Here is a 15,780-nt window from a genome sequence, read left to right as displayed (position 1 = left end):
CTCCTACACTTTTCACTTATGGTGACGAACGCGACGGGGCGCCGATGAGTCTTCCGGGAATCGGATCGGTGTCATTGTCGGGCTTCGCCCACCCCTGGTTGTTCCTGACCGCACTGTTACCCATCGCGTTGGTCGCCGCCTATCTCGCGGCACAGCGCAACCGCAGTGCCCGGCTTCGCAGCTATGCCGGCGACCAGCCGCGCACCGACGTCGTGCCCCTGCAGCCGACGCGCTGGCGGCACCTGCCGATGGTGTTCTCGGTGGCCGCGCTGCTGTCCCTGACCGTCGCGCTGGCCGCGCCCACCCACGAGATCAAGACCCCACGCAACCGCGCGGTGATCATGCTGGTGATGGACGTCTCCCGGTCCATGGAGGCCGACGACGTCTCGCCGAGCCGGCTGGCCGCCGCGAAAGACGCCGCCAAACAGTTCGCGAAGAAGCTGACCCCCGGCGTGAACCTCGGTCTGGTCACGTTCTCCGGGAACACCAACCTGCTGGTGTCGCCGACCCCCGACCACAACGCGACCATCACCGCGCTGGACCACCTCACCGTCGACGACGGCACCGCGACCGGCGACGGCATCTTCGCGGCCCTGCGCGCGATCTCGACCCTGTCGGACGTGCTGGGTGGCAGTGGCAACACCGACAAGCCGCCGAAACGCATCGTGTTGCTGTCCGACGGTGCCGAGAACCGGCCGGGCAACCCGGACAGCCCGCACGGCGCGTACACCGCCGCGCGGACGTCCAAAGAGTCGGATACCCCGATCTCCACCATCGCGTTCGGGACCAAGGGCGGCAAGATCAAGGTCGACAATCAGAGTGTCAACGTCCCGGTCAACGACGCCACGATGAAGCGGGTCGCCGAGCTGTCCGGCGGGCAGATGTACACGGCGGCCAAGATCGAGGACCTGAACAAGAGCTACGACGCCATTCAGCAGCAGATCGGCTACGAGATCATCCGCGGCCCCGGTGGGACGGCATGGCTGCGCCTCGGCGTGTTTGCCCTGACGTGTGCGGTGATCTCCGCGCTGGTGATCAACCGGCGACTGCCGACATAGGGTTGAATATGACTCGTGGACAACGAAACTCGGGTCGTCAGCGCCAGCCGTGACATCGCCGCCCCCGCGGCGCGGATCTTCGAGCTGATCGCCGACCCCGCACAGCAGCCGCGGTGGGACGGCAACGACAACCTGGCGGAGGCGGCCGCCGGCCAACGCGTCCGCGCCGTGGGTGACGTGTTCGTCATGGGCCTGACCGTCGGCGCCGTCCGGGAGAACCACGTCGTCGAATTCGACGAGGGACGGCGCATCGCGTGGAAGCCGTCCGAACCCGGACTGCCGCAGCCGGGGCACCTGTGGCGCTGGGAACTCGAGCCCATCGACGACGGGCACACCCGCGTCACCCATACCTACGACTGGACGGCACTGACCGACGAGAAGCGGCTGAACCGGGCCAGGCAGACCTCCGCAGACTGGCTGCAGGCCTCACTGGCCCGGCTCGCCGCGCTCGCCGAAGAGCAGTGACTACTGCTTGGGGGTGATGGTGGCCTTGAAGGTGCCGTCACCCTGGTTCAGCCAGGTGATGGTGCCCTTCTGGAACTCGCTGATCCAGCCGCCCTTGGGTACGTCCGGGCCCCCGGCGGTCTGGGCTTCGTCAGTGGTGGGGAAGCCCAATTCGCCTCCGGCACCACCCTTTTCGGTGTACTCGCGCAGAATTTCGCCCTGCACCAGATGGGCTCCGGTCGCGGGCGAGCTGAAGATGGTGCCTTTGGCGAAGGCCTGCACCGTGCCGTCGCCGACCTTCTGGGGCTGAGCGGTCGGTAGGCCGAGAGCGGCCTCGCCGCCGGCCTTGTGGTACGCGTCGGCGATGGGGCCGTCGAGTTGTACCTCGCCGACGCCGGGTGCGTTGATGGACGAGGGTGGACCGGCCATCGCCGATGACGCGGCGCTCGACGCGGAGCTGGCCGCGGACGATGCCGCGCTGGCTCCCGAGCTGGCGGCGGATGATGCCGCACTCGCGCCGGAGCTGGCGGCCGACGACGCGGTGGAGCCGATGTCCTTGGTCTGCGAGCAGGCCACGACGGCGGCGCCGGTGACCGCGGCGATGCCGATGGCGGCGGCGGTGCGGCGGAACAGCAATTCGTTTTTCACGTGAAACTTCCCCTATGTATTCGACAGTGAAACGACTTCGCCATTGAAGTCCGAACCATTCCGACCGTATTGGTCACTGGTACGCCAAGTACTACTTTGAGGAAACGTTTAGGGTTGACAGCCACTGCCGCCTCATCGGCCCCAGTAGTTGCGCTCTCGGCCCGAATTCTCATGCCTGCCTCATTGTTTGCTGGCATGGTGTGATGTCCCGATATCGGGCTAGATATCCCAGCAATGGAAATCGCTTGTCGGTATGCTGTGAGAAGCGAATCAGATTACGATCGCGATGCCCGTTTCTTCGTGGCTTCGGCCGTCGGGGCGAACGGAATGGACTAAGGAGAATCGGTATGACCACCGTTCGGCACTCGACCCGTAAGAAGATGGTGGCCGGCCTCGCCGTGACCGCCGGACTCGCCATGGGCCTGCTGTCTTCCTGCGGCGAGAAGGCCAAGGAAGAGCCGACCACCACCACGAGCACCACCACCACGACGTCGGCACCCGCCTCCTCGTCGCCGGTGACGCCGAGCGAGAAGGGCGGGCCCACCAAGGGTGGCAACTCGTTCTCCCCGACGGTGAAGGCTCCGGGACCGCAGACGGCGCTGCCGGGCAACGTCGTCACCGCTCCGCACTAAGACGGGAGCTCCATCCCAGTAGGTCGCCGATGCGCCGTACGGCGCATCGGCGCAGTACTGGTGGCAGTCGGGCTGACGGCGCTGGCGTCGGCCGGCCCGCCTGCTGAGCGGGCCGGACGGCTGTCCCTGTCCGGTCCACTGGCCCACCTCCTCTCGGCGTCGGTCGATCTCGGCCCCTCGGCAGCAGCGCACGTCGAACTCACCGCTGCGCTGACCCGTGCCACCCGGCCCGACGGGCTGATCCAATGGGCAAGAGCCGCAGGGCTTTCGGTGCACTGGCGGCCCGGCGACGACTGGGCCACCGTCGAAGGCGACGCCCGTGCCATGGCGCGGGCGTTGCGCGTCGAGGTCCGCGACTACCGCGGGCGCCGCGGGCAGACCTTCTACGCCGCGACCAGTCAGCCTGAGCCGCCGCCGTCGCTGGTGCCCGAACTGAGCGGCTTCGGCAGACTCCTCGGCTACACGCCGTTCCGGGAGTCGCGGCCGCTGATCATGCCGCGTGACGTGCCCGCCGGTGGTCTCACGGCCCAGGATCTGCGCCGCGCCTACAACGTCTTTCCGCTGTCCGATCAGGGCTACACGGGCAAGGGACGGACCATCGTCATCTTCGGTTTCGACGGCTTCGATCAATCCGATCTCGACATGTTCGCCGACCTGAACCAGCTGCCGCGCTTCACCCCCATCGTGGTGGGGGACATGCCATCCGAGCGCACCGGCGAAACCACGATGGATCTCCAGATGGCGCACGCCATCGCGCCCGATGCCCGAACCGTCTACGTCAATGCCCGGCCGACGGTGTCCGGCGACGGTGCCTACCGCAAGATCGGCGAGATGATGGCCGACGCCGACCGGCGCTTCCCCGGCGCCGAGTGGAGCCTGTCGATCGGCTGGGGCTGCGACAAGATGCTCACCGCTGCCGATCTGGCGCCGGTGCGCTCGGCCCTGGCGCGGGCGCACCGGAGCGGCACCACCGCATTCGACGCCAGTGGTGACCTGGCGGGCCTGGAATGCAAAGGCGGGCAGGACTGGTCGGCACCGCCGAGCATCGACGACATCGGCCTGGACTCGGTGGCGTCGGTGCCCGAGATGACGGCCGTCGGCGGCACCACGCTGTCCACCGACGAGCACGGCCAGTGGCTGGGTGAGTTGGCCTGGTTCGACGTGCCGCTGACGCACGGCAGTGGCGGCGGGGCGTCGGCCCTGTTCGACCGCCCGGCATGGCAACGGGGTGTGCCGTCGGACCGCGGCCGCAACAAGCGGCTGGTCCCGGACATCTCGGCGGTCGCGGACTTCTTCACCGGAGCCCGCATGGTCTTCGGCGGTGAAACGGTGCTGGCCGGTGGCACGTCCATGTCCGCGCCGATCTGGGCCGGGATGGCCGCGGTGATCGACCAGTACCTGCTCGATCATGGCGGACGACTGCTCGGCGACCTGAACCCGTTGCTGTACCGCCTGGAGCGGGCCGGCCGCCTTCCGGCGTTCCACGATGTCACCGTGGGCGGTAACGCGGTCGCGATGGCCGGCCCCGGCTTCGACTCCGTCACCGGTCTTGGCACGCCCGATGTCGACAAGCTGGCGCGCAGCCTGCTGGTGGCGCAGGGGACAACCGGATGAGCGGCATCGGACTGGTGAGCACGCTGTTCCCGCAGCTCCCGGCACGCAGCCACCGGGCGTTCCAGATCGGTGTGGCCGTCTTCGTCGCATGGCTCGCCGGCGCCGCGGCACTGCGGCTTCCCGGTTTGTTCATCTCGCTTGTGGCCGTGGGGATTCCGCTGCTGTTCGCGCTGTACATCCGACAGTTGGACTACCAGGGCGCGGCGCAGGCCCGGCTGCTCGTGAGTGCGGGCCTCGGCATCGCGTTCGGCGTGGCCTTCGCCCTCGGGTCCGGCGCCGTCGTCGCGCGTGCCTACGGTGTCCCGCTCGAAAGTGGCGTTGCCGCAGTGCATCTGCGGACTGTCGAGGCCGGCCTCTCGGCGGTGGAGGCGCTGTTGGTCATCGCGCCCGCACTGCTTCTCCGGCTCTTCAGTCCCGGTGACCGAAAAGCGTTGTACGGCTATGTCATCGGCGCGAGCGGCGCCTTGGGCCTGACCGCCGCGACCACAGCGGTCCGGATGTTCGCCCAGCTGGATTCGGGACTCGTCGACCACGACCAGCCGTTGGCGGATTTTCTCATCGACGCCGTGATCCGTGGCATCACCATGCCCATCACCGCGGCGGCCGCCGCCGGCATGCTCGGTGCCGCACTGTGGTTCCGGCCCCGCGGCAGCCGGATCTGGTGGCGGGTACTGCTGATCGCGGTCGTGCCGGTGCTGGCGCACATGTGGCTCGGTGACGAGGATTCGGCCGACATCTCGCAGTGGGCGAAGCTGGCCTGGCACATCGCGTTCGCCGGGCTGGGGGTGCTGCTGCTCCGTCTGGTCCTGCGGCTGGCGTTGCGGCACGAAGAACCTGGCGGCGCCGCCCCCCACGCCGCGCGCGCACTGTCCGCGCCGCGGCTGGTCGCGATCTGGACGGCGGTGGTGGTGGTGCTGGCGCTCGGCCTGGTCGGCGTCGCCGCTGCGACGACCCAACCGGTGGCGCGGTATCAGTGCCCACCCAATTGCGGTCACCCGCCGATGGGGAAGCCCGTGGTGATCAACCCGCGCTTCACCGCCCCCGACGGTGCCTTCAGCGTCTCCTACCCGGCGCCGGGTACCGCCTATTCGGTGACCATGGACGACACCGGTGTGACGGCCCAATACACCGGTGGCACCGGCGGGATCATGCGGCTGTGGGGCGAACCGGCGCGGGGCCGCGACGCCAGGGACATCACCATGACGTTGCTGTTGGACAAGTTTCCCGACTCGCGGGTGGCCTACGAGATACCCAACACGTTGGTGGGGTACCACCCGGGTTACGGCGTCGCTGCCGACGACTGGCCGGACGGACAGAACGTCGTGGCCTCACGCACCCGCATCCTGGTCATGGTGGCCGTAAAGGACGACCTCGCGTTGATCGCCGCCGCGGCCGGACCGTTCAGCGAATTCGGTCCGGGATCGGGGCCGCCGACCGGGGTCAGCCTGGAGCTGGCCGCGGATATGGGCAAGTACGTCAACAGCTTTCGGTGGCGGGGCGACCCGCCGCGCTGACGGCGACCGGCTCGCGCACCGGTCGCTGGACCAGATGATCCCTCGGGGTGAAGCGGGTGGTGCGCCGGCGGAAATCAGCAGTGCGCCGCGGCCGGAAGTCGCCGTAGTCCTCTTGGGCCGCCGGTGTCGGTTCGACCGCCGCGAAGCCGAAGTCGCGGGCGTAGGTCACCGCCGCGGCGAGGTACTCCGCCTGCGACTCCCGCATCCGTTCGACCGAGTTGTGGCGCAGGCCGATGTCCGGGCCGTGCACCAGGTAGCAGTTGGGGAAGCCGTGGACGGCAGTCCCCAGATAGGCGACGGGCTCGCCGTCCCAGCTCTCGGCCATGGAGACGCCCGCGGTGCCGACCAGCCGGTCGGCGAGAGCGTCGGTGTCGACGACGACGTGGGTTGCCGTCTGCTCGCCGCTCGCGGTCGTGATGTGCCAGTGCTGCCGGTCGGCCCGCCAGTGCAGTGCCAGCACATCGTCGGTGGCGTGGTCCACCAGCACGACGTCGTCGACCGCCACCTGGTGCAGCCGGACCGCCGCCGCGAGCGCGCCTGGGCCGGTGACCACGATCGCGACGTGGTGGTGGCGGACGGGCTGGTTCATCGGTGGTCGGTTGCCTTCGGGTCGTACGATGTGAACGCTGCTCACATTTATATGGGGCAATGTAAACAGTGTCAACATTTGTGAGACGGGACGCAGGATGACGGCGAAAGTGACGTACCACCACGGCGATCTGCGGACCGCCCTGGTGCATTCGGCGCTGGCGCTGCTGGAAGAGGAAGGCGCCGCGGCGCTGTCGATGCGCGCCGTCGCCCGGCACGCCGGGGTCACCGCGGCCGCCCCTTACCGGCACTACCAGGACCGCGACGCGCTGATGTCAGCCGTCGCGGCCGTCGGCTATCGCGAACTGGCTCAGGACCTCGTGGCCGTCAGCCAGACCCCCTCGACAGCCGACGAGATCGCCGACGTCGCCATCGCCTACGTCCGATTCGCGCTGCGGCGTCCCGCGCTCTTCCGGGCGATGTTCAGCGAGCAGGGCGATGCCGGCAGCCCCGAGCGGGCCGACGCCGTCGCGGCGATCTCGACCTACCTCCGCGCGAACATCGCCCGCGTGTTTCCGGATGCGGACGCCGACGCGTTGAGCGACGCCGTCTGGGCGCTCGTGCACGGCCTGGCATTCCTGTTCCTGGACGGCAAGTTCGACAGCACCGACCCCGGTGAGCTCGAACGCCGCGTCCGGGCCGCGATGCGCGCCGTCGTGGGTCTGGCCGGGTCCTAGCGGCCCTCGGCGAACTCCCGAAGGGATTGCACCTGAACGGGATCCAGTGACGGCCGCACCGTCTCGCGGGCCTTGGCCACGTCGGCCGCGGTGACATCGGCGGCGTCGATCGACCGGCGCATCGCGGTCAGCGCGGCCTCGCGCAGCAGGGCGACGCAGTCCGCGGCGCTGTAACCGTCGAGGTCTCCGGCCAGCTCGCCGAGGTCGACGTCGGGCGCCAGGGGGATCGATTTGCTTGCGGTACGCAGGATTTCACGGCGGGCGTCGGCGTCGGGCGGCTCGACGAAGACCAGCTTCTCCAGCCGGCCGGGCCGCAACAGTGCGGGGTCGATCAGATCCGGCCGGTTGGTGGCGCCCACCACCACGACGTCGCGCAGCGGGTTGATGCCGTCCAGCTCGGTGAGCAACGCGGCCACCACGCGGTCGGTGACGCCGGAATCGAAGCTCTGCCCGCGGCGCGGCGCCAGTGCATCCATCTCGTCGAGGAACACCAGCGACGGCGCGGAATCGCGTGCGCGCTGGAACAATTCGCGCACCGCGCGCTCCGACGAGCCGACCCATTTGTCCATCAACTCGGCGCCCTTGACGGCATGCACCGACAACCGGCCGGAGCTGGCCAGCGCCCGCACCAGGAATGTCTTGCCACAGCCGGGCGGCCCGTAGAGCAGCACCCCGCGGGGCGGTTCCACGCCCAGCCGCTCGAAGGTGTCCGGGTGCTGCAGCGGCCACAGCACCGCTTCGGTGAGCGCCTGTTTGGTCGCCACCATGTCGCCGACGTCGTCGAGGGTCACCGACCCGACCGCGACCTCCTCGGTCGCCGACCGCGACAGCGGCCGGATGACCGAGAGCGCGCCGGTCAGGTCATCCTGCGTCAGGGCGGGTTCGGCACCGTCGGCGCTGGCGCGGGCGGCCGCCCGCAGCGCGGCCTCGCGCACCAGGGCCGCCAGATCGGCGACGACGAATCCCGGTGTGCGTTCGGCGATCTCGTCCAGGTTCAGGTCCTTGGCGGGCACCGACCGCAGCAGCACCTCCAGCAACGCCTTGCGAGTGGCGGCGTCGGGCAGGGTCAGTCCCAGCTCACGGTCGCAGAGATCGGGAGCGCGAAGGCGGGCGTCCACGCCGTCGGGCACGGCGGACGTCGCGATGAATGCCACACCGCGGCTGGCGACGGCCTTGCGGAGCTCGGTCAGGATCAACGTGGCCACGGGTTCGGCGACGGCGGGCAACAGCGCGTCGACGTCGGTGATGAGCAGGACGCCACCGCCGTCGCGCACCGAACTCACGGCAGCGGCGACACCGGCGAGCCGGTCCTCCGCGCGTAGCGCCCCGACCTCCGGGCCGTCGAGCTCGACCAGGCGACGCGACGCGCACACCGTCCGCACCATGGCGGCCTTTCCGACGCCCGCGGGCCCGGATACCAGGACTCCCAGATTGGCGGTGGCGCCCAATGTTTCGAGCAACTGGGGCTCGTCCAGCGCCAGCTTGAGCCACTCGGTCAGCCGGGTCACCTGGGCGGTCATGCCCTTGAGATCATCGATCGAAAGAGTTTGGGCGGTACCGGTTTCGGCCGGTGAGATCACCGGCTGCGCGGCCGCGGTGGCCGTGACGACGGTCGCGTCGCTCCAGGTGACCACCGAATTCGGCTGCACACTGACCGGGCCGGCGGGGTCGACGCCCGTCACGGTGAGCAGCTCCGAGGTCCAGGTGATGCCGACCTGGGTGGCCAGCGCCGCGGTGGCCGCCGACGTCGAGGTGCCCGGGCCCAGGTCCCGCGGCAGCAACGACACCGTGTCGCCGACCGTCATCACCTTGCCCAGCAACGCCATTCGCAACGTCGCCGGCGATATCGAACTGCTGGCCAGTCGCGAACCGCTGACGGTCACCGAGCGGGCGCCGTACACCGTCGCGGGTGACACCAGCACCGGCGCGTCGGCCCGGATGCCGGCATTGGACAGCGTCACGTCGTCGAGCAGGGCGGTGCCCGGGGGAGTGCCGGCGGCGGCGACACCGACCACCGCACAGGTGGTGCGCGTGCCGGTCAGCGACACCGCGTCCCACTCGCGGATACCCAGGGCGGCAATCGCTTCCGGGTGCAGCATCACCACGCCGCGACGGGCGTCGAGTGCCGAGGTGTTGAGCCGTGCGGTGAGCCGCAATTGGCCCGGTGGGGGTTCAGGTGACGCCGCGTCCCGCACGCCCTGCGTCATCGACGCGGACCCGGCCTACGCAACCGCAGTCGGGCCGTGGACCGGCGCTGGCCGCGGTCGGTGCGCCGCGGCTGCGCACGGCGGATGGCGCGGCGGGCCTGCCGCTGTTCCCGCGGTTTGTCGTCCCAGACTTCGGGGTGCGCACGCAGCCAGGCCTTGGTGCGGATGGCGAACGGGATGTGCAACACGTAGGCGACGATGATCACCAGGATCACGATGTAGCCGTACATCACCGAGGCGGCCACCAGGATGGCCAGCAGCGCCAGCAGCGGCAACGCCATGTTCGGCGGAATGGCGAAGGTGTGCACCTTGCGCATCGGCACGGTGCTGACCACCAGCAGCGAAACACCGATCAGCCACACGCAGATGAACACCTGACCCCAGTGCGAATCCCACCACGGGCCCGGGAACTGCATCTTGGCCGCCAGCGGGCCGATGGCGCCGATCGCGCCGGCCGGGGCCGGCATGCCGGTGAAGAACTCCTTCTCGAACGCCGGGCCCTCCACGTCGAGCATGGCGTTGAAGCGGGCCAGGCGCAGCACGATGCACACCGCGTACAGCAGCACCACGATCCACGCCAGCGGCGAGGTGTTGTGCTCCAGCAGCGTCGCGTACACGATGAACGCCGGCGCCACGCCGAAGTTCACGGCGTCGGCCAGCGAGTCGATCTCGGCGCCCATCTTGGACGTCGCGTTCAGCATGCGGGCGGCGCGGCCGTCGAGCGCGTCGAGGATCGCGGCACCGGCCAGCAGTGCCATGGCCTCGGTGGGCCGGTGGTCGAGGGCGTACTTCACCGCCGACAGACCCAGGCAGATCGCCGCGACCGTCAGGGCGCTGGGGACCAGCTTCCGCAGGCTCACCTGCGGAGTCTTGATCCGGGGTTTCATGCCGGCGATCCGGTGGTCGGGAGCTCTGCCAGCACGGTCTCGCCGCCGATGGCGCGCTGCCCGATCTCGACCTCGATCACCGAGCCCTTGGGCAGGTAGGTGTCCAGGCGGGAGCCGAACCGGATCAGGCCGTACGTCTCGCCGAGCGCCAGGTGCGCACCCGGGTGGGTGTCGCACACGATGCGGCGGGCCAGCAGACCGGCCAGCTGCACCGCGACGACGTCATGGCCGTCGGCGGTGCGCAGCCAGATGCTGTTGCGCTCGTTGTCCTCGCTGGCCTCGGCCTTGTCGGCAGACAGGAACTGGCCCGGCTTGTGCTTGACGGTGATGACCTCACCGGCCACCGGCGCGCGCTGCACATGCGCGTCGAACAGCGACAGGAAGATGCTGACCCGCGGCAGCGGCTCGTCCGAGAGGTTCAGCTCGGCGGGCGGGACGGCCTCGTCGATGAGCGTCACCAGGCCGTCGGCCGGGGCGACGACGACGCCGGGCCGGCTCGGTGGCGTCCGCGGCGGATGCCGGAAGAACCCGGCGCACGCGGCGGCCGCGGCCAGACCGGCCGCCCGGACCCAGCGCTTGCGGTGGCCGATCGCGGCGACGCCGAGGGCGCCACCGACGAACGGCAGCCCGGCCGGGTGCATCGGGGGGACGGTGGAACGGACCAGGTCGACGAAACGGGACAGTTCGGACTCTGGGGTGTCAGCTGGGGGGCGCGCAGGTCTGGCCATGGGGACTCGATTCTACGGTTTGCGGGGCTCTAACTGAGATCCCAGACGGGCACGGGCGATCCAGCCGGTAATTCGACCACGTCCTCGCCGATGTCCAGCAGGCAGTTTGCCGTCGCCAGCCACCGCAGGTGGTGCGATGCCGGCGGGCCGTAGCTGCTGACCTGTTCATCGGTGCCGAGCACGCCGCGGCGGAACTGGCGTTTCCCGGCAGGCGAGGTCAGCTTCTCGGTGAGGGTCGCCGAGCGGCGCGGCCTTTCGGATGGCAGCCCCATCGCGGCGCGCAGCGGTGGCCGAATGAACACCTCGAACGACACCAGCGCCGACACCGGGTTGCCCGGCAGCGTGATAATCGAGGTGCCGTTGGGTGTGTCCTTCAAGCGTCCGGCGCCCTGCGGCATGCCGGGCTGCATGGCGACCTTCACGAACTCGACATCGCCCGAGAGCGCGTCCTTCACCACCTCGTAGGCGCCGGCGCTGACGCCGCCCGTGGTGACGATCAGATCGACGCCGGCAGCATGACCGGCCAGGGTCTCCCGGAACAGCGCGACGTCATCGGACGTCGCCGGTGCGGTCGTGACGTCGGCGCCGGCCTCCCGCAGCGCGGCGGCCAGCATGACGGCGTTCGACTCGTAGATCTGGCCCGGCTGCAGCGGGATGCCCGGCGTGACGAGCTCCGTCCCGGTGGACAACACCAGGACCCGTTGCCGCGGAATCACTTTCAGCTCGGCCAGGCCGAGGGCGGCGGCCAGGCCCAGGGCCGCGGGGGACAGCACCTCACCGGCGGACAGCACCGTCATCCCGGCGGTGACGTCCTCGCCCGCGCGCCGGATACTGCGGCCTTCGGGGACCGCCGAGTAGATGGACACGACATCGGTCGCCCCGTCCGTGGCCTCCACCTGGACCACCGCGGTGGCCCCGGCCGGCAGCATGGCGCCCGTCATGATCCGGTGCGCGGTGCCGGGCGCCAAGGTCAGCAGGTCGGTGCGGCCGGCCGGAATATCTTCGGCGACAGGCAGTTTCACAGGATTGTCGGCAGTGGCGGTGGCCACGTCGGCGGCCAGGACGGCATAGCCGTCCATTGCCGAGTTGTCGAAACCGGGCAGTGACAGCGGCGCCACCACGTCCTCGGCCAGGGCGAGCCCGAGGGCGTCGGCCAGCGGTACGGCGACGGCCGGCCGGGCGCTGATCAAGCCGGCGACGACCTGCTGATGTTCCTCGACGGTCCGCATGGCGCTAGATCGCGAAGGTGACGCCGGTGAGCTCTTCGGACACCGCCCACAGCCGCCGCTGGATGCCGGCGTCGTGCGACTGGGCGCTCGACTGCACCAGCACCGGGTGGCCGACCAGCTGCCGGATACCGGACGGGCCGTAGTACTCGCCGCCCCGCGCGTCCGGGTCGACGGCGGCGCGCAACGTGGCCAGCGCGCCGACCTCGGGACTGTTGGCGACCAGCCCGCTCAGGGCGTTGAAGCCGGGCAGGCTCGAGCCGGGGATGTGGCGCATCAGCTCGGTGTTGGAGATGCCCGGATGCGCCGCGACCGAGATGGTCTCGGCATTGGTGGCCACGAGCCGGCGTTGCAGCTCGTAGGCGAACATCAGGTTGGCCAGCTTCGACTGGCCGTAGGCGGCGACCCGGTTGTAGCGGCGCTTCTCCCACTGCAGGTCGGTGAAGTCGATCTTGCCCAGGATGCGGTGCGCGATGCTGCCGAGCGTCACCACCCGCGAGCCGGGGACGGACAGCAGGTTCTCGATGAGCAGGCCGGTGAGCGCGAAGGCGCCGAGATGGTTGGTGCCGAACTGCAATTCGAAGCCGTCGGTGGTCGTCTGCTTGGGCGGGTACATCACGCCGGCGTTGTTGATCAGCAGGTCGATCCGCGGATAGGCCGCGCGCAGGTCGTCGGCCGCCGCGCGGACCGAGGTCAGCGATCCCAGGTCCAGCTTCTGCACGACGACGTCGGCGTTCGGGGTGCTCGCCCGCAGCCGTGCGGCGGCGTCGTCCCCCTTGGCGGTGTCGCGCACCGCCAGCACCACGCGAGCGCCCTTGCCCGCCAACACCCGCGCCGTCTCGTAACCCAGCCCGGTGTTGGAGCCGGTGACGATCGCCACGCGCCCTGTCTGGTCCGGCACATCATTGGCGGTCCATTTGGTGGTCATGGCCGAAGACACTACCGAGCGGACCGCCTGAGTTGCGCGGGAGCGGCGGGCGTTTACTGTCGGCACCATGGCAATCGGCGGGGTGCTCTTCGACATCGATGGTGTCCTGGTGACCTCGTGGCGTCCGATCGACGGTGCGGCCGAGACCCTGCGGGCGCTGGAGGAGCACCAGATCGCCCGCTCGTTCCTCACCAACACCACCACCCGCACCCGCCAGCAGATCGCCGAATTGCTGTGTGCGGCAGGCATTGACGTCGCCGCCGACGAGGTCGTCACCGCCGCGGTGCTGACCGCCGACTACGTGCGCGACCGCTACCCCGGCGCCCGATGTTTCCTGGTGAACAGCGGCCAGATCGGTGCCGACATGCCCGGTGTCGATCTGGTGTACGCGTCCGACTTCGCCGGCCCACAGCAGCCCGACACGCCCGACGTCGTGCTGCTCGGTGGCGCGGGACCCGAATACACGCATCTGACCCTCAGCTGGGTCTACGACTGGATGGCCCGCGGCGTGCCCGTCGTCGCCATGCACCGCAGCAACGCATGGAACACCGCCGACGGCCTGCGGGTGGACACCGGGCTCTACCTGGCCGGGCTGGAACAGACCACCGGCTATCAGGGCACCGCCGTCGGCAAGCCCGCACCCGCCGGGTTCCTGGCCGCGGCCGCCCGGCTCGGCGTCGAACCCGAAGAGATGTACATGGTCGGCGACGACCTCAACAACGACGTCCTCGCGGCCCAGGTCGTCGGGATGACCGGCGTGCTGGTGCGCACCGGCAAGTTCCGCCAGGACACGCTGGACCGTTGGGCCGCAGACGAATTCGCGATGCAGCCGAACTATGTGGTCGACTCCGTCGCCGATCTGCCGGAGCTGCTGGGGCTCTAACGGCTCTAGGCCGTCAGCTCGCGCTGCATGTTCCGGATCGCGGCGATGCGGTCCTGCAGCTGCTCGCGGGTCGCGGCGGCCACCGGCGGACCGGGGTGCCGGCGCCGCAACTCGTTGTGGATCCAGCCGTGCGGCTTGCCGGTGCGGTGGTGGAACGCCGACACCAGCAGGTTGAGCTCCTTGCGCAGCTCGCGCAGCTGGCCGTGCGTCGTCATGGGTGGGGGCGGTGCGCCCGTGGCGGCGGCCTTGGCGCTGCGCTTCTGCAGCTGCTCGTCCTGGCGCTTGCTGAGCAGGTCACGCATCTGGCTGGGGTCGAGCAGGCCCGGGATGCCCAGGTAGTCGGCTTCCTCGTCGCTGCCGGTCTCCGTCGCGGTACCGAACGACGAGCCGTCGAAGATCACCTGATCCAGCTCGGCGTCCGACCCGAGCATCTCGAAGCCGTTCTCCAGCTCCGACTTCTCGTCTTCCTTCTTCTGCGCCTGCTCGAGCAGGTCGTCGTCGAGTCCGTCGGACACGCGGTGCGGCTTGCCGAGCACGTGGTTGCGCTCGCGCTCCAGCTCGCTGGCCAGCTCCAGCAGGTTCGGCACCGACGGCAGGAAGATGCTGGCCGTCTCGCCCTTGCGGCGCAGGCGCACGAACCGGCCGATGGCCTGCGCGAAGAACAGCGGGGTCGACGCACTCGTGGCGTACACCCCGACCGCGAGGCGCGGCACGTCGACGCCCTCGGACACCATGCGGACCGCGACGAGCCAGCGGCTGGTGCCCTCGGAGAACTGCGAGATGCGGGCCGATGCCGTCGGGTCATCCGACAGGATGACCGTCGCCTCCTCGCCCGTGATGGTGTGCAACAGCTTGGCGTAGGCACGCGCCGTGGTCTGGTCGGTGGCGATGATCATGCCGCCGGCGTCCGGGATGCTCTGCCGCAACTGGCCCAGCCGCTTGTTGGCCGCCGCGATCACCGCGGGCATCCATTCACCCTCGGGGTTCAGCGCGGTGCGCCAGGCCCGGGCCGTCTGCTCGGCGGTGAGCGGTTCGCCGAGGCGGGCCGCGTGCTCCTCGCCGGCGCTGTCGCGCCAGCGGGCCTCTCCCGAGTACGCCATGAACACCACCGGGCGGACCACGCCGTCGGCGAGCGCATCGGAGTAGCCGTAGGTGTGGTCGGCCACCGACTGCTGATGGCCGCTGCCGTCGGGCTCGTACTGCACGAAGGGGATGGGGCTGTCGTCGGACCGGAACGGGGTCCCGGTCAGGCAGAGGCGCCGCGTCGCGTCGTCGTAGGCCTCGCGAATGGCCTCGCCCCAGCTCTTCGAGTCGCCGCCGTGGTGGACCTCGTCGAAGATCACCAGGGTCTTGTGGTTCTCGGTGCGCACCCGGTGCTTCGTCGGGTGGCTGGCCACCTGGGCATAGGTGACGACGATGCCGTGGTAGTCCGACGACGTCTGGCCCGTCGAGTTGCTGAACTTGGGATCGAGCGCCATGCCGACGCGCGCCGCGGCTTCCGCCCACTGGGTCTTGAGGTGCTCGGTCGGGACGACGACCACAACCTGGTCGACGGTGCGCTCCGTCAGCAGCTCGCCGGCGATCCGCAGCGCGAAGGTCGTTTTGCCTGCGCCCGGGGTCGCGACCGCAAGAAAATCACGTGGCTTGGCGGTCAGATACCGCACCAAAGCCCGACGCTGCCAGCCCCGCAAAGCCTGGGTGCTGGGCGCTGCATAAGCCCGCACCCGAAGACTCCTCCTTGGTCGA

Annotated in this window: 15 protein-coding genes; 7 read left to right on the top strand and 8 right to left on the bottom strand. The window is 69.9% G+C overall.

The genetic code is table 11. The features are described 5' to 3' along the window. Window positions 1-44: 44 nt before the first annotated feature. Window positions 45-1,058, top strand: coding sequence for a VWA domain-containing protein (locus ACJH7A_RS05725; RefSeq protein ID WP_406774290.1), 1,014 nt, complete (start codon window positions 45-47; stop codon window positions 1,056-1,058). Between the two features lie 15 nt (window positions 1,059-1,073). Next, window positions 1,074-1,523 carry an SRPBCC family protein gene (locus tag ACJH7A_RS05720; RefSeq protein WP_406774291.1) on the top strand — a complete coding sequence of 150 codons (450 nt, stop codon included), beginning with the start codon at window positions 1,074-1,076 and terminating at the stop codon, window positions 1,521-1,523. Here the strand turns inward: ACJH7A_RS05720 and ACJH7A_RS05715 are convergent, their stop codons facing one another. Then, on the bottom strand, window positions 1,524-2,150 hold the full coding sequence (locus ACJH7A_RS05715; RefSeq protein WP_406774292.1) for an LGFP repeat-containing protein: 627 nt from the start codon (window positions 2,148-2,150) through the stop codon (window positions 1,524-1,526). It lies immediately after the preceding gene. Between the two features lie 347 nt (window positions 2,151-2,497). Here ACJH7A_RS05715 and ACJH7A_RS05710 point away from each other — a divergent pair, with 347 nt between their 5' ends. The 3 genes from ACJH7A_RS05710 to ACJH7A_RS05700 are packed head-to-tail and all read left to right on the top strand — an operon-like array spanning window position 2,498 to window position 5,910. After that, a complete protein-coding gene (locus ACJH7A_RS05710; protein WP_167526427.1) occupies window positions 2,498-2,782 on the top strand; it encodes a hypothetical protein in 285 nt (94 codons plus the stop codon). 60 nt (window positions 2,783-2,842) lie between these two features. Then, on the top strand, window positions 2,843-4,396 hold the full coding sequence (locus tag ACJH7A_RS05705; protein WP_406801545.1) for a peptidase S53: 1,554 nt from the start codon (window positions 2,843-2,845) through the stop codon (window positions 4,394-4,396). Further along, window positions 4,393-5,910 (top strand): zinc ribbon domain-containing protein, encoded by a 1,518-nt coding sequence (locus ACJH7A_RS05700; RefSeq protein WP_318986638.1) that lies wholly within the window; start codon window positions 4,393-4,395, stop codon window positions 5,908-5,910. Before ACJH7A_RS05705 ends, ACJH7A_RS05700 begins: the two co-directional genes overlap by 4 nt. Here the strand turns inward: ACJH7A_RS05700 and ACJH7A_RS05695 are convergent. Continuing rightward, a complete protein-coding gene (locus tag ACJH7A_RS05695) occupies window positions 5,873-6,499 on the bottom strand; it encodes a hypothetical protein (protein WP_406801544.1) in 627 nt (208 codons plus the stop codon). The two genes, ACJH7A_RS05700 and ACJH7A_RS05695, sit on opposite strands and share 38 nt — an antisense overlap. Before the next feature lie 97 nt (window positions 6,500-6,596). On the opposite strand from ACJH7A_RS05695, the gene ACJH7A_RS05690 reads away from it, so the two are divergent. Continuing rightward, the gene (locus ACJH7A_RS05690; RefSeq protein WP_406801543.1) at window positions 6,597-7,175 is read left to right on the top strand and encodes a TetR/AcrR family transcriptional regulator; all 579 of its coding nucleotides are present in this window, start codon (window positions 6,597-6,599) and stop codon (window positions 7,173-7,175) included. On the opposite strand, the gene ACJH7A_RS05685 is transcribed toward ACJH7A_RS05690, so the two are convergent. The 5 genes from ACJH7A_RS05685 to ACJH7A_RS05665 are packed head-to-tail and all read right to left on the bottom strand — an operon-like array spanning window position 7,172 to window position 13,151. Then, window positions 7,172-9,382 carry an AAA family ATPase gene (locus tag ACJH7A_RS05685; RefSeq protein ID WP_406801542.1) on the bottom strand — a complete coding sequence of 737 codons (2,211 nt, stop codon included), beginning with the start codon at window positions 9,380-9,382 and terminating at the stop codon, window positions 7,172-7,174. The two genes, ACJH7A_RS05690 and ACJH7A_RS05685, sit on opposite strands and share 4 nt — an antisense overlap. Beyond that, a complete protein-coding gene (pssA, locus tag ACJH7A_RS05680) occupies window positions 9,379-10,269 on the bottom strand; it encodes a CDP-diacylglycerol--serine O-phosphatidyltransferase (RefSeq protein ID WP_318986634.1) in 891 nt (296 codons plus the stop codon). Before pssA ends, ACJH7A_RS05685 begins: the two co-directional genes overlap by 4 nt. Then, window positions 10,266-10,997 carry a phosphatidylserine decarboxylase gene (locus ACJH7A_RS05675; protein ID WP_318986633.1) on the bottom strand — a complete coding sequence of 244 codons (732 nt, stop codon included), beginning with the start codon at window positions 10,995-10,997 and terminating at the stop codon, window positions 10,266-10,268. Before ACJH7A_RS05675 ends, pssA begins: the two co-directional genes overlap by 4 nt. Window positions 10,998-11,026: 29 nt before the next feature. Next, window positions 11,027-12,226, bottom strand: coding sequence for a gephyrin-like molybdotransferase Glp (gene glp, locus ACJH7A_RS05670; protein WP_406801541.1), 1,200 nt, complete (start codon window positions 12,224-12,226; stop codon window positions 11,027-11,029). A gap of 4 nt (window positions 12,227-12,230) precedes the next feature. After that, window positions 12,231-13,151 (bottom strand): SDR family NAD(P)-dependent oxidoreductase, encoded by a 921-nt coding sequence (locus tag ACJH7A_RS05665; RefSeq protein ID WP_406801540.1) that lies wholly within the window; start codon window positions 13,149-13,151, stop codon window positions 12,231-12,233. Between the two features lie 67 nt (window positions 13,152-13,218). Between ACJH7A_RS05665 and ACJH7A_RS05660 the strand changes: the two genes are divergently transcribed. Beyond that, on the top strand, window positions 13,219-14,034 hold the full coding sequence (locus ACJH7A_RS05660; RefSeq protein WP_318986630.1) for an HAD-IIA family hydrolase: 816 nt from the start codon (window positions 13,219-13,221) through the stop codon (window positions 14,032-14,034). Between the two features lie 5 nt (window positions 14,035-14,039). Here ACJH7A_RS05660 and ACJH7A_RS05655 read toward each other — a convergent pair whose 3' ends face one another. Beyond that, on the bottom strand, window positions 14,040-15,758 hold the full coding sequence (locus tag ACJH7A_RS05655) for a DEAD/DEAH box helicase (RefSeq protein ID WP_406801539.1): 1,719 nt from the start codon (window positions 15,756-15,758) through the stop codon (window positions 14,040-14,042). Between the last annotated feature and the right edge of the window lie 22 nt (window positions 15,759-15,780).

The organism is Mycobacterium sp. SMC-17 (assembly GCF_045310915.1).
In the GTDB taxonomy this organism is placed as follows: domain Bacteria; phylum Actinomycetota; class Actinomycetes; order Mycobacteriales; family Mycobacteriaceae; genus Mycobacterium.
This window is presented reverse-complemented; position numbering and strand designations above follow the sequence as displayed.

Coding starts and splice junctions, on each gene's coding strand:
- ACJH7A_RS05660 (WP_318986630.1), top strand. CDS start 13,219: ATGGCAATCGGCGGGGTGCTCTTCGACATCGATGGTGTCCTGGTGACC.
- ACJH7A_RS05675 (WP_318986633.1), bottom strand. CDS start 10,997: ATGGCCAGACCTGCGCGCCCCCCAGCTGACACCCCAGAGTCCGAACTG.
- ACJH7A_RS05665 (WP_406801540.1), bottom strand. CDS start 13,151: ATGACCACCAAATGGACCGCCAATGATGTGCCGGACCAGACAGGGCGC.
- ACJH7A_RS05710 (WP_167526427.1), top strand. CDS start 2,498: ATGACCACCGTTCGGCACTCGACCCGTAAGAAGATGGTGGCCGGCCTC.
- glp (WP_406801541.1), bottom strand. CDS start 12,226: ATGCGGACCGTCGAGGAACATCAGCAGGTCGTCGCCGGCTTGATCAGC.
- ACJH7A_RS05690 (WP_406801543.1), top strand. CDS start 6,597: ATGACGGCGAAAGTGACGTACCACCACGGCGATCTGCGGACCGCCCTG.
- ACJH7A_RS05695 (WP_406801544.1), bottom strand. CDS start 6,499: ATGAACCAGCCCGTCCGCCACCACCACGTCGCGATCGTGGTCACCGGC.
- pssA (WP_318986634.1), bottom strand. CDS start 10,269: ATGAAACCCCGGATCAAGACTCCGCAGGTGAGCCTGCGGAAGCTGGTC.
- ACJH7A_RS05700 (WP_318986638.1), top strand. CDS start 4,393: ATGAGCGGCATCGGACTGGTGAGCACGCTGTTCCCGCAGCTCCCGGCA.
- ACJH7A_RS05725 (WP_406774290.1), top strand. CDS start 45: ATGAGTCTTCCGGGAATCGGATCGGTGTCATTGTCGGGCTTCGCCCAC.
- ACJH7A_RS05685 (WP_406801542.1), bottom strand. CDS start 9,382: ATGACGCAGGGCGTGCGGGACGCGGCGTCACCTGAACCCCCACCGGGC.